The sequence below is a fragment of the Pseudomonas linyingensis genome, assembly GCF_900109175.1.
Lineage (GTDB): Bacteria > Pseudomonadota > Gammaproteobacteria > Pseudomonadales > Pseudomonadaceae > Geopseudomonas > Geopseudomonas linyingensis.
This window is the reverse complement of sequence record NZ_FNZE01000007.1, coordinates 89,217-101,792: the sequence shown is the minus strand read 5'-3', so window position 1 is coordinate 101,792 and position 12,576 is coordinate 89,217. Positions and strand designations below refer to the sequence as shown.

Here is a 12,576-nt window from a genome sequence, read left to right as displayed (position 1 = left end):
AATCGCTGTAGCCCTACCGCAATTGCGATTATCTTTTCCGCAGTTGCGGTGATTGCCAGCCCCCTTTTCCAGACCATAGCCCCGTCACATCAATCCACACGGGACTATTCACATGACTACCACCGACGCCGCCGACATTGTCGCGCTCAAGTCTGAAATCGCCGCTCAACTCGGCTTCGATCCGAAAAACCCGCCCGCCACGGTAGCCGACAAGCTGGCAGCCGAAGCGCTGGGCGTTAAGGCGACCACCCTCGCCGTCTGGCGCTCGACCGGCCGCTACAACCTGCCGTTTCTCAAGGTCGGCCGCTTGGTGAAGTACCGAATCAGCGACCTGGCCGAGTTCCTGGCTCGCCGTACCGCCAACCATACCGGCGAGGTACGCGCATGAAAAAGGCCGCCCCCCAATACCAGCAGAGCAGCCCGTCGCAAGGCCAGTCTATCAGCTTCCTGTCGCTGTTTTCCGCCGAGGAGTTCGTCGGCGTCCTGATCCCGCTGGCGCTGGTCGGCCTGTTCTGGCTCTGCGAGGTGACAGCATGACCAAGATTGCCACCATCCTACGTCTGCTGCTCGACGGCCACAGCATCAACCGCTTCGAAGTCGAGCACGTCGGCGACCACTGCCTTCACTCGACCATCAGCACCCTGGCAAACGACTACGGGCTGACCTTCGCCCGTGTCTGGGAGCAGGTTCCGAACCGCTTCGGCGGCAAGACCCGCGTCATCCGCTACAGCCTGCCCACCTTCGAGCGTTTCCGCGCCGCCCAAGTTTTCAAGCTGCTGATGAAGCGAGGCCGCTAATGACCCACACCGCCCACGGCGATCCGCTCGACCTGCTGCTCGACCGTCTGCAAGGCGTCAAAAAGCACGGCGAGCGTTACGCCGCCCGCTGTCCTGCGCACCAAGACAAATCCCCTTCCCTGAGCCTGTCGCGCGGCGAGGATGGTCGCGCCCTGGTTCACTGCTACACCGGCTGCGAAACGCGCGACGTGCTGGCCGCTGTCGGCCTGGAGATGCGCGACCTGTTCCTCGACAACCTGAGCCAAGATCAGCGCCAGCAGTACCGCCGCAACAAGCTGGAAGCCGAGCGCCGTTTCGAGCGACTGATCTTCGAGGCCGCAAAAGCGGAAGCCAAAGCTGGCCCCCTGAGCGCCGAAAGCACCGTCCGGCTTGCCTTGGCTCAAGAACGCCTCGACCAGCTCGACCGCCAGCTCGCCGAGATCGAAGCGGCAGCAGCCGAGCCGGACGGAGATCAGCTAGACGACGATAAGCAGAGCCAAGCGTCGCAACTGGTCGCCTATGTCGAGGCCCGCGTCGAGCTGTTCCACGACGAAAACAAAGACGTGTTTGCGAGGGATCGCTCGACCGGCGAGGTACGTCGCATCGATGGCCGCCAGTTCCGTGACTGGCTGGTGGCAAGCTTCTACCGCGATGCCGGCAAGTCGGCGCGTGACCAGTCCGTGCGTGAAGCCTTGTCCACCCTCGCCGGGCTGGGTCGCTTCAACGGCGAGTGCCTGCCGGTTCACATCCGGGTCGCCGGATCTGCCGGCCGCTACTTTCTCGACCTCGCCGAACCCGGCCAGAGCCGCGCCATCTGTATCGAGGCTGGTCGCTGGCATATCGTCGAGTCACCCGAGGCGATGTTCACCCGCCCTGAGGCGCTGCAACCGCTGCCGACGCCGATCACCGGAGGGTCGATTGAACCCCTGTGGCAAATCGCCAACATCCCCGGGGAGCAACGTCTGCTGGTGCTGGCCTGGCTGGTCGAGTGCCTGCGCCCCGATACCCCGTTCCCCTTGATCGAGCTTATGGGCGAGCAAGGCACGGCAAAGAGCACCACCCATACCGCCCTGCGCCGCCTCCTCGACCCTAACGCCTGCGACCTGCGATCAGCGCCCAAGAGTGCCGAGGATGTTTTCGTCGGCGCGGGAGCGTCGTGGATCGTCTGCTATGAAAACGTGAGCCACCTGTCGGCGCAGATTCAGGACGCCCTTTGCACCGTCGCCACCGGAGGCGGCTATGCCAAGCGCAAGCTGTTCACCGATGCCGACGAAAGCATCATCAACGTGAAGCGCCCGGTCGGGATCAATGGCATTTCCGCTGCCGTCACGGCTCAGGATCTTATCGACCGCACCATCTCTATCGAGATGCCTGTCGTTCGGGAGCGGGTCGAGGTAACGGGCCTGTGGCAAGCGTATGAAGCCGAGCGCGGCCTGCTGGTCGGCGCATTGCTCGACATTGCGGCAAAGGCGCTGGCGCGGCTGCCGTCCGTGCGCCTGCCTGCCGGCGACAAACCTCGCCTGGTCGAGTTCGCGCTGCTCGGCATGGCGGTAGCAGAAGCGGTCGGCCAGTCCGGCGCGGCATTCATCGCGCAGTTCACCGCCAGCCGCCAAGAGAGCATTGCGCGCACCATCGATGCGAGTCCGGTCGCTGGCGCTGTTCTGGAATGGTTCGAGCGCAACCCGCGCGGGAGGCGAGCGTCGGCGAAGTCGCTGATGAGTGAAATGGAGCAGTACCGGCCACCCTACTGCGATGCCTGGCCGAAGTCGGCCAAGGGCTTTGCCGATGCCATGCGACGCGCCGCGCCAGCCCTGCGCCAGCTAGGAGTCGAGTGTCGCTGTCTCGGCAAGATCGGCGGATCGGTTCAATGGGAGATCACCCAAAAAGAACAAGGGTCGAATCAATGTCCTGAAAGTCCTGATGTCCTGGTGAATGACCACCCCGAGCAGGACATTAGGACATTCAGGACTTCGAAACAGCCCTTGTTCTGCGAGGAGTCGCCCAAAGCGCCTGCCGAACCCGAATTTGTGGACTTCTGAGCATGGCCGCCCTGGACTACCTGCGCCGGGTCGGCCTGTCGGTCGAGGCTGTCGGCGACAAGCTGCGAGTCACCCCGGCGAACCTTGTCACCGATGCCATCGGCCAGTTCGTGCGCGACCACAAAGCCGAGATCCTGGTCGAGCTGGCCGGCACTGATGCGAGTCAGGTCGCCGACACGATCCGCAGTAGCCCCGCATGGATCGACCGTCCGCAGCGAATCGAGCAGCCGGTCGAGATCCGCGTCGAGGAGGAGGAAGGCAAGCCGCAGCGCATCATCCACACCGCTGCAACGGCGTCACCAGCGTGGCTAGAAGCCGATGCGGCATACACCAACCACCTGATGACCTGTCGCGCCTGCCATGCCGCCACGGGCCGCTATTGCGCTTCTGGGGCTGATCTGCGCCAGCGGTATATCGCCACACAAATGGAGGCCAGCGAATGAGCGATGCCTTGGAAGTGAAGTTAGCCAAGGATGAAACCGAGGGGCAGGCATTGGCCCGCGCCTGTCTGGTTCCGGAGAACCTGAGCGCCGCAGTGATTACCAGCAGCAACATGCTCGGCAAGGCTCCGATTACCGAGGTCGCCCGTGAACTCAAGCGGCAGACGGCTGCAATCAACAGCGGCGACATGACCCGAGCGGAAAACATGCTAGTAGCACAGGCGCACACCCTGGACGTTCTTTTCGGCCAGCTCGCCAGTCGCGGCATGGCAGCCAAGCACCTAGACACGATGGATGGCCTACTGCGGCTGGCGCTCAAGGCGCAGAACCAGAGTCGTGCGACCTTGCAGACCCTGGTCGAGCTGAAGACACCGAAGCAGGTCGCTTTCGTGAAGCAGGCGAACATCGGCAATCAGGTACAGGTCAACAACGGCAACGCACCCGCGCGCACGCGGAAAACGGAAAAGCCGCAGAACGAACTATTGGAGGCGGAGCATGGCGAACGGCTGGACACCCGAGAGGCGGGCACGGCAGGCGGAGCTGATCCGGCGATGGCGACCGTGGGAGGAAAGCACCGGGCCGCGAAGCGTCGAGGGTAAGGCCGTCGCATCGCGCAATGCCTGGAAGGGAGGGCTTCGGCCATTGCTGCGCCAAGTGGCTTTGCTGATGCGAGAGCAGGATAAGGCCCGTCGAGAACTAACGGACTGATTCCCACCGCCAAGGATGGCGCATCACATCCACGTCGAGGCCGGCGTCGAGCTGGCCGTCGAGATCATCACCGGGAGCCGGTCGAGCTGATCGTTGCCCCGTAGCGGATCCTCCCAAAACCGATGCGGACCCAATGGCAATTCAGCCAGTTCGGCCCGACGTGTTCGAGGCGCTGAGGATCATGGAGTCGCCGCGCTGGAAGTGATGCGCGAGCGCTCTAAGTAATCGGGCGATCTGGTACAGTCCCAGTACATCATCTGGGAGGGATGCCCATGTTTGCTGTCCGACTTATCGTTTTGTTGCTGCTGACTGCGTACAGCTACGGCATGGGCACAGAGCCAGGCGAGCTGAACGCATTTGGCAAGACCGTGGCCGGCAGCTTCTTTTTGCTGGCCCCGGCTCTCTATTTCCTGCCTTCATATGAGGCGTGGCGCCAAGATCATGTGAACCTGACACCAATCGTTCTGATCAACACTTTCCTCGGCTGGACGCTGATTGGCTGGGTTGTCTCGCTGGTGTGGTCGCAGAAGAGGAGCGAGCCGGTAGAGGTGGCAGTTGTGACGCCACAAAGGCAGACCAAAACTTGCCCATACTGCGCCGAGGAGATTCTGCTCGCCGCGAAGAAGTGCAAGCATTGCGGCAGTGAAGTAGCCGCCGCATAGCGCACGAAAACGAATATCGAGCCCGGCCAAGTGCCGGGCTTTTTCATGCCCGGAGAAAAGCATGGTGGACATTGCCAGCCTGGCCACAAGGTCGACACCAGTGATGCGGCGCGCAATCTCGAAAGCAGCCTGACCGAGGCCGCCAAGGCCGCCGGCGTATACGTCGACGAGACCGGCAAGATGCGCGAGCGGGCGAAGTAGGGCGTCGCATGGTACATTCCAAAGAATTCATCTGGGAGGGATGCCCGTGACCCTGTTCTTGTTCTGGGTGGCTGTCGCCATCGTTACCGGCCTGGCGGCGCAAAGTCGCGGTCGCAGCTTCATGGCGTGGTTCGCGCTCGGCTTCCTGTTCTCGTTCCTGGCGCTGATCGCCGTGCTGGTGATGAACCGGGTGGAGACGGCCGACGATGTTGACCGGACCAGCCAGGCGATCGCCAGCAAGCACGGAATCTCCAAGTTCTACCGCAAATGCCCGGCCTGCGCGGAGGTTGTCCGTCGCGAAGCCAAGAAGTGCAAGCACTGCCAGTCGGAGCTAGAGCCCGTTACCGACTGACCAGCGCAGCAATCCACAAGCCCGCCAAGTGCGGGCTTTTTTATGCCCGGAGAGGCCGCAGGAAGCGCGCCGACTGATCCGCTGGCGATGGCATGGCCTGATCCCGTTCGCGCTGCTGCTGGCCAGCCTGGGGGCGCTTGGGGGAGGGGTAAGGCGAAAGTCTGGAAGTGTTGCCCGCAGGAAACCGCGTCCAACCGCACGCGCAGAATTTGCCCGGTTAACGGGAGACGTTAACCCTTAACGGGAGGGGGTAGCCGGAAACTCCAGCTCTGGCGGCCTCCCAACGGGAGGGTGAGCCATTTTCCCGCTTCCCCAAAATTCGCATTCCGGGTTCGCTGCCGGCGACTACCTGGGCGGACGTTGAAAAACAATCACCGAATATCAAGCCGACTGGCTGGCACACTACGCCGACCAGACCACCAGCGAGGGCACGCCATGCGCGGCAACACCTACGGGCGCGAGTACGAGAAGCAGCCGGAATTTCCAAAGGAGCTGGCCCTGCTGATCGCAAGGAAGGCGCACAGGATGGCCGAACGCTTCGAGGATCAATGCTTGGACACGATGATCCGAGACGCCAAGCGAGCACTGAGGCGCGGCACCGATCCGTTGGTTATCGCAACGCAGATGGAACTGTGACCACCGTTCGCGGCCTGGTCGGACTACTACGAAATTTTCGTAATAACAGACTGATGCTGATCCACCACCAATGGTGGATGACCCCGGCTCAGGTACGCAGGCCGCTGGTACGCAAGCCGGTACGCACGGAAAGCGCACTGCCGGCGAGATCGACGTCGAGGAGCTGCCCACTTCCCCGGTGAGGGATGAAGGCGTGTCGAGCCGGCTTTCGTGCTGGCGCTGGGAGCGTCGAGGAAGTGCCGTTTCCGTTCTGGTGATAGCCCGGTGATAGCCCGCCCCGAAAATGAAAAAGGCCCGCATCGCTGCGAGCCTTGATTTTACTGGTGCCGGTGAGAGGAATCGAACCCCCGACCTTCGCGTTACGAGTGCGCTGCTCTACCGACTGAGCTACACCGGCTTGAAACGTGGCGCGAAGGCTATCACTGAGCCCGGCGCAGACGCAAGGCGGGCGCGTAGGGCGCAGGATCGACAATCGGTGCCTGGCCCAGCAGCAGGTTGGTGAGCAGCTGGCAGGACGCCGGCGCCAGCACCAGACCGTTGCGGAAGTGCCCGCAGTTCAGCCACAGCCCGTCATGCTCCGGCACCGGGCCAATGAACGGGATACCGTCCGGCGAGCCGGGACGCAGGCCGGCCCAGTGCTTGACCACCTCGGCATCGGCCAACGCCGGCAGCAGCTCGATGGCCGAGGCACGCAGGCTCTCCAGCGCCGCTTCGGTCGGCGTCTTGTCGAAGCCTTCGTACTCCAGTGTGCTGCCGACCAGGATATGGCCGTCGCGGCGTGGGATCGCGTAGCGACCGTTGGCCATCACCATGCTCGGCAGGAAGTCCGCCGCACACTTGAACAGGATCATCTGCCCCTTCACCGGCTCCACCGGCAGCTCGAGGCCGAGGCTCTTGAGCAGCTCGCCACTCCAGGCCCCCGCCGCGACCACTACGGCATCGGCGCGCAGTTCGCCCTGCGCGGTCTGCACGCCGACCACCCGACCGTCCTCGCGCAGGAAGCCCTCGACCGCGCATTGCTCGCGGATCTCGACATTCGGCAACTGCTCCAGCGCCGCGCGCAGCGACTTGAGCAGTCGCGGGTTGCGCACGTTGGCCACCCCGGCCATGTGGATCGCATGGTGGTAGCCGTGACGCAGCACCGGCACCGCCGCCTCCACCTCGTCCATTGCCACCTGCCGCAGCGGCCGGCCCTCGCGCGCCGCCCAGGCTAGCGCCTCGGCCTCGTCCTCCAGATCCAGCCAGTACAGCCCGGTGACGTGCACCTCGGGATCGACCCCGCCCTCCTCGATCAGCCGTTGGCCGAGGCGCGGATAGAAATCCTGCGACCAGTGCGCCAGCGCCGTCACCGCCGGGCTGTAGCGCCACGGATACAGCGGCGAAACGATCCCGCCGCCGGCCCAGGAAGCTTCGCTACCGACCGCGGATTGATCGAGCAGGGTGACGGAGCAGCCGGCCTGCGCCAGCAAGCGCGCCGACTGCAGGCCGATGGCCCCGGCGCCGATGATGAGGATGTTCATAGGTAACCTTTCAATACCTGCATACGCGCACATGCGCGCCTCGACGGAGAACGAAGTCTACGCGCCTGCAGTTGGCACACGTCAAGCGCAGAAACAACATAGCCAGCCGGGATGGGCTGGCCATGTTTCATTTCATCGCAGATATAGCATTAGCGATCTATATCGCTGCTCCAGTAGACCCGCTTGCGAGAGTCGTTGATGGTCGGCACGATCGGCGTGGGCTTCAGGCCCTTGCAACCAATGCAGATCGTTTCAGTCACGGTTTCACAAGCCGTGCCCTGGCAGTCAGGGTCGACCTTAATGTTGACCGTACTGATCGTCGGCGCAATCGGCATGCCGCCGCCGGCAATTTCCTCAGAGCGCTGCCTGCCACAGGCCGAACCGTTGAACAGGCTCATCTGGTATGCGGTCGCGACACCGAGCGGGCGACTGCACATACCCACTTGGGTACCGCCCGGGCGATAGGAGTTGAACAGCACGTCACCACCAGCAATAGCTCCAGGGTTGACGATCTGTTCGCCACGGCCCGGCATGCTCATGAACCAGCCCTTCTTGGCGCCTCCCGGATAGATACCAGTGGCATCGCAGGCCGGTTCGGTGGTCGCATCGATCATGAAACCATCGCTCCCCTCTGTATCGTCCAGATCAACCGCGGCAGCCGCCGCCCCCGGCTGGTCACGCAGCACATAGAAGCGATCGTCCACACCATTTGGAGCATTGGTCGTATAGGGATAGTTGCTTTCCAGCGGACGCTCGCGGTTACCAGAGCCCAGTGCCAAGTAGACGTAATCGTTACCACTATCCGTCAGGGCGAGAAGAGTCGGCGTATTCATGAACCTTCGGCCATCCCCACTGGTAAAGGCGATCTTGGCGATGCTCCAGTCATCCACATTGTCTTCCGGAGTACCACTTTCAGGCACCACGGGCGCAGGGAAGCTCACTCGCCAGATATTCCCCCCCGTATCCGCCGCATAGGCATAGTCGATCTTGCCATCGAAGTCGACGTCCACCGTATTCACATCGGAAACCACGGCGTTGTCGGTTGCAAAACTCTCGATCAAGGCACCGGTACGGGCATTCAGCACATAGATGCCACGGCCCTTGTAGGCGTCGCCCTTAGCACTGCAGGTGGTGTTGACGTGATCCGTATCCTCACAGGTGTCGTAGCCACCACCGAAGATGATCACCGGGTCGCCTGCATAGCCTGCGAGCTTCCCAGTACGCGGGGTCGACCAGATCTGTCCGATGCCCGCAAAACCGGCATCACAGTCAGTATCGTTATCCAGGCTTGGACAACCCTTGCGCCACAACAGGGATGGCGAGTCCGGAGTGGTCACATTCAGAGCATAAAGCATACGTCCACCGCGACGCATGGTCGGGTAGATGTAGGCCAGATCGACCTGATTGCTGGTGTTGTTGTAAGTCACGTACTGCCCCACCGGACCATCGAAGAAATAGTCCTTGGGTAATGGCTCGGCATCATCCTCTGCATATTCCTTGCCTGGGAAGGACACCTTGGGCGAGTTGTCATGCAAACGTTTTATCGTGTCGTACTCGACGCCCTCCTCGTCGCTTTGGCTGAGATGCTCGGGCGCCAGCAGGGCCCACAACTCCTCGCCATTGCTCGACTTAACGGCGCGGAACAGCCCGTCGTTAGCCCCGTAGTAGACAACGGTGCCGATCGTGCCGCCATAGTTGACCGGCAATGGCCGGGAATGGATTACATCGCCGTGGATGCTGGGGCGCTTGCCATCACTGCCCAGCACCTCTGTTGTGCCGGTATCAGTCAGGCCACCTTGGGAACCAATAAAGTAGTTGTAATAAGTGTCGCCACCAATAGCAGCACTGGTCAGGTTGACCAAGCTAGTGCCGCTGACTGTCTTGATGAGACGATCAGAGGTACGCCTGCGAATCTCCTGAGCAACGCCGCCCTTCTCCACGAATGGACCGTCGGGAAGATCCGACCAGACACTGTTGAGCGAGGAAAGGCACTGACTACGCGGTGCTGGCGTAATCCCCAACCCTTCCCAGTAGGCGTCCGAATGGACCGTCCAGAAGCTCTCCGCACACTCGGCGGCAAAACCGGTCTGCGGGTTGACAGCCTGGTTTCCATTGGCATCAGCGAGCTCGATAAGATTGTTCGCGAACATGCCCACCTGATAGCGCTTGAGGTTACCGAACCACCGCGGCCTGGCCTTCTGGTCAGGCCGGAACATGCCGATAAACACCTGGTTCTCGTTCTGCGCACGGTTGGTGGCACTCAGGGGCAGTGTCACTGCCGCGTAAGTGGTGCTGATCGAGAGAATATCGGACAGTACCGACTCGATGGCCGCCTTGATCTCGTCAGCGCTGGTCGCGGCGAAATAACGACCACCACCGACCTCTTGGGAGGCGCTGTAGAGCAGCGCCGTGTGGTCGGCATTGGGCTGCTTGTTGTAGACGTCGATGGCGTAGGTGATCACCGAGTGGCGGGTGCTGTCGGTGACTGAGCGCTCAGTCTCGACCATTTCCCCATCCACTACCTCTGTGTCTACGACGGTATAGGTCAGTGTAACGGGCACACCATGATTGAAGAGAAATTTCGACCAGTCATCCAGGTTCCAATCCCCGCCGGAAACGGTATCTTGCTGGCCTGTCGGCTCATTTATCGTAGTGATCTTCGCCTGACGAACCTCGAAGTTCACCGTTTGTCCATTACAGCCTGCACTGGAGGTATTATCTGCATTGCAGGCGCAATTGGAGAGCAACTCATTTCCCGCTGCATCCCAACACATACCCCCCACAGCGGAAACATCAGCATTGCAATCACTCAAACCAGTGCTATTTTTCCCAACACTGTAACACTGACCCCCAGTCTTTTCCGTAAACCCCAAACTAGCCACATCATCAGTGACTTCATATGAGTTAATCTCCGGCAGCGGCAGCGGCACACCAGAGCCATCACCAGCCAGTCGATCCGGAGTAGAATTTACTGCAGCATAGAGTTCACGCAAGGCCGTACTGTTTGCCGAGCTATCGGTGCTTGGTCCATTAGAGTTCGGGTTGCCGATAAAAATCAGATAGGTTGGACTACAGAGATTATCCTGACTCAGCGGAGAGCTAAATTTTGACGGCATTATCTCATAAGCGCCAGAATCTGCCAGAGTAGTTGCCGTACCGACCCCATCATGCGTTACCGCCAACCCTCCAAGATAATTATAGACATCACGCATCAGGTTTCCGTATGGAGTACCCGAGTTCCGTTTTTCAGTCGGCCCATTGATGTCGGCATAGATTGCATCGAGGCGCGAATTCAACGTGGCTTGGCTGGTTGTCGTCAACTTCTGCAGATCGAAACGAACGTAGCCACCATCCTGATTGGCAGTCCCCTGAGTCGTGAACTCCACAATCCCGACATTGACCTTTTCGGTCAGCCCACTCAATGCATCACGAATGGCCCGCACCTCGGCCTGTCCCTGCTGAATACCCCCAGGCCACTGCTGACTCTGCCGCGCCCAGTTAGAGGTGTTGTCCAGCACGAAGATGACATTCGGCAAGGAGGAATCCGTCTGCCCGCCGACAAAGATATCGATATCCTCTGCCTGGCCCACTCCGGGCAGGGCCAGGAGTAGCAGAAAGCCCATGCAGGATCTCAGCCGTCGTCCAATACTCGCCATCATTCTTTCTCCTTTCCTGCCTTAGTCAGTTAGGGCAGGCTGTATCAACATCATTGAGAAGCACCATCAGCGCCACACCCTGGCGGACTTCAGCCCTAGCGCCAGTAAGGTTGTCCACCGCCGTAGCACGCAATTCCCAGACAGACTCTGCACACATCGAATATTCGCTATCCTGAATCACGCAGGACACCTGCTCCGGCAGATCCAGCTCACTGGTACGCAGCGGCTTGACCGTCTGACAGATGGGCGGGGCAAAGCTGACTTCGATATCATTGACGCCATCGCCATTGATGTCATAGCAGCGCCGATTGGCTGCACCGCAGGGCGAAAGCACCATACTGCCCGGATTGGTGACGAACAGCGTCGAACTCAACAGCTCCTCTAGCCCGTCCGTTGCTGCCGAAATCACCTGATCCCGGTGTTCCATATTGCCGATCACCATCTGGTTTCCCTGGCTGATCTTGTAGCCACTGACAGCCATCAGGGTCACCAGCAACAGCATGATCAACGCCACGACAAGAACCGCGCCATTTTGCTGACGGGCATAATTAAATCCAGTCATTCTCAAGTCACTCCCGCCGACCAGATACACTATTCACCCTAACAACTGCCGAATAAAGCTGCCGCTTGAAACCATCATTTGGTGTATATGTGACGCCTCCCGGAAACGTGTAGGTATTTTCATCTACATACCCCGGCGTCACTTCGAGAGCACGAGCCAGCAAACTAATACGCACAACAACTACGTCACTCCAACTTTCCCACTCAGGGTCAGTCGCCGCAACACTGCCTACATACTCATCCGCGACACCATCACCAGTGTTATCCAACCCATACTCAAAGTGGAGACGCTCGATCCCTTCAACCATAGGCGTTTTCTGATATCGTGGACTTACCGCTGGATCTTGCAACTCCGAACGAACTAGAACATCATCATTACGAACATAATAAACACGACTCAGATAGCGATAGATTGGCGCCTTTATTGAGGCGCAGGTTCTGGACAGCGCAGTCATGTCCGTCGAGGCTCTGGCAAGCACGATATCACCTACCGCATGGGATGTTATGCTTCCCGTAGCATCCCGGCATGCGGCAACCTGCATATGAAAGTGATTGCTGCGAAAATCATCGCAACCTGGCGTACCTACAGCGCAGGTAGATGACCGCCGGATAGCAATATAGTCATTCCTTCCTTTGTAGCTTGGTAGGCAAACGGGGGCAGCCGTGGCAGCAATATTGTCTCCACCAACAATCGGGAGGGCTATTGAGCCAAGCACATCCGACTCGGCACGCAAGCATACCGCTGGCGCGGCGGCCGGCAACGACGGCACACCACTCTCGCCAAAGAAGCCCGCATTGGCAATTTCATCTGACAGCAACTGCAGAGCAAAACGTCCATTCTCGACCTGCCGACTGACTCGCTCAATCTCCGAGCGCGCCTGGCTGTTGTTCACGAAGATCTCGGATACCGCCAGCATGATGACCAGACCGAGGGCCATGGCCACCATAAACTCCACCAGGGTAAAGCCTCGCTGTCTATTGCGATAACTCACATATGGCGACTTGGATTTTTCAGCTGAATACAT

14 protein-coding genes and 1 tRNA gene are annotated in these 12,576 nt (G+C 60.3%); 10 read left to right on the top strand and 5 right to left on the bottom strand.

Annotated elements, in window-relative coordinates; all coding sequences use genetic code 11:
* Positions 1–112 precede the first annotated feature (112 nt).
* From BMZ19_RS10490 to BMZ19_RS10455, 10 genes are all read left to right on the top strand, one after another.
* On the top strand, positions 113–388 hold the full coding sequence (locus BMZ19_RS10490; protein ID WP_090310602.1) for a helix-turn-helix domain-containing protein: 276 nt from the start codon (positions 113–115) through the stop codon (positions 386–388).
* A complete protein-coding gene (locus tag BMZ19_RS22380) occupies positions 385–537 on the top strand; it encodes a hypothetical protein (protein ID WP_170847741.1) in 153 nt (50 codons plus the stop codon). Before BMZ19_RS10490 ends, BMZ19_RS22380 begins: the two co-directional genes overlap by 4 nt.
* Positions 534–797 (top strand): hypothetical protein, encoded by a 264-nt coding sequence (locus BMZ19_RS10485; RefSeq protein WP_212633214.1) that lies wholly within the window; start codon positions 534–536, stop codon positions 795–797. Before BMZ19_RS22380 ends, BMZ19_RS10485 begins: the two co-directional genes overlap by 4 nt.
* Positions 797–2,815, top strand: a complete 2,019-nt coding sequence (locus BMZ19_RS10480) for a hypothetical protein (protein ID WP_090310599.1) — start codon at positions 797–799, stop codon at positions 2,813–2,815. Before BMZ19_RS10485 ends, BMZ19_RS10480 begins: the two co-directional genes overlap by 1 nt.
* Positions 2,816–2,817: 2 nt before the next feature.
* Entirely contained in the window at positions 2,818–3,258 is a 441-nt protein-coding gene (locus BMZ19_RS22640; RefSeq protein ID WP_244517164.1) for a hypothetical protein, read from the top strand.
* On the top strand, positions 3,255–3,854 hold the full coding sequence (locus tag BMZ19_RS22635) for a hypothetical protein (RefSeq protein WP_244517163.1): 600 nt from the start codon (positions 3,255–3,257) through the stop codon (positions 3,852–3,854). The genes BMZ19_RS22640 and BMZ19_RS22635 overlap by 4 nt, the downstream gene beginning before the upstream one ends.
* A 381-nt stretch (positions 3,855–4,235) precedes the next feature.
* Positions 4,236–4,625, top strand: a complete 390-nt coding sequence (locus tag BMZ19_RS10465; protein ID WP_244517162.1) for a superinfection immunity protein — start codon at positions 4,236–4,238, stop codon at positions 4,623–4,625.
* Positions 4,626–4,670: 45 nt separating this feature from the next.
* Positions 4,671–4,826 carry a hypothetical protein gene (locus BMZ19_RS22375; protein WP_170847740.1) on the top strand — a complete coding sequence of 52 codons (156 nt, stop codon included), beginning with the start codon at positions 4,671–4,673 and terminating at the stop codon, positions 4,824–4,826.
* Positions 4,827–4,872: 46 nt separating this feature from the next.
* The gene (locus BMZ19_RS10460; protein ID WP_090310814.1) at positions 4,873–5,178 is read left to right on the top strand and encodes a zinc ribbon domain-containing protein; all 306 of its coding nucleotides are present in this window, start codon (positions 4,873–4,875) and stop codon (positions 5,176–5,178) included.
* Positions 5,179–5,613: 435 nt separating this feature from the next.
* Complete coding sequence (locus BMZ19_RS10455; protein WP_090310597.1) at positions 5,614–5,814, top strand: hypothetical protein; 201 nt, start codon at positions 5,614–5,616, stop codon at positions 5,812–5,814.
* Positions 5,815–6,135: 321 nt separating this feature from the next.
* On the opposite strand, the gene BMZ19_RS10450 is transcribed toward BMZ19_RS10455, so the two are convergent.
* The 5 genes from BMZ19_RS10450 to BMZ19_RS10430 all read right to left on the bottom strand — a co-directional run bounded on the left by BMZ19_RS10450 (position 6,136) and on the right by BMZ19_RS10430 (position 12,576).
* Positions 6,136–6,211 (bottom strand) — tRNA-Thr (locus BMZ19_RS10450).
* 22 nt (positions 6,212–6,233) lie between these two features.
* Entirely contained in the window at positions 6,234–7,334 is a 1,101-nt protein-coding gene (gene thiO / locus BMZ19_RS10445) for a glycine oxidase ThiO (protein ID WP_244517161.1), read from the bottom strand.
* Positions 7,335–7,483: 149 nt separating this feature from the next.
* Positions 7,484–10,957 carry a pilus assembly protein gene (locus BMZ19_RS10440; RefSeq protein ID WP_170847739.1) on the bottom strand — a complete coding sequence of 1,158 codons (3,474 nt, stop codon included), beginning with the start codon at positions 10,955–10,957 and terminating at the stop codon, positions 7,484–7,486.
* Between the two features lie 58 nt (positions 10,958–11,015).
* Positions 11,016–11,552, bottom strand: a complete 537-nt coding sequence (locus BMZ19_RS10435) for a pilus assembly PilX family protein (RefSeq protein ID WP_090310591.1) — start codon at positions 11,550–11,552, stop codon at positions 11,016–11,018.
* Positions 11,553–11,559: 7 nt separating this feature from the next.
* Positions 11,560–12,576 carry a PilW family protein gene (locus BMZ19_RS10430; RefSeq protein ID WP_090310589.1) on the bottom strand — a complete coding sequence of 339 codons (1,017 nt, stop codon included), beginning with the start codon at positions 12,574–12,576 and terminating at the stop codon, positions 11,560–11,562.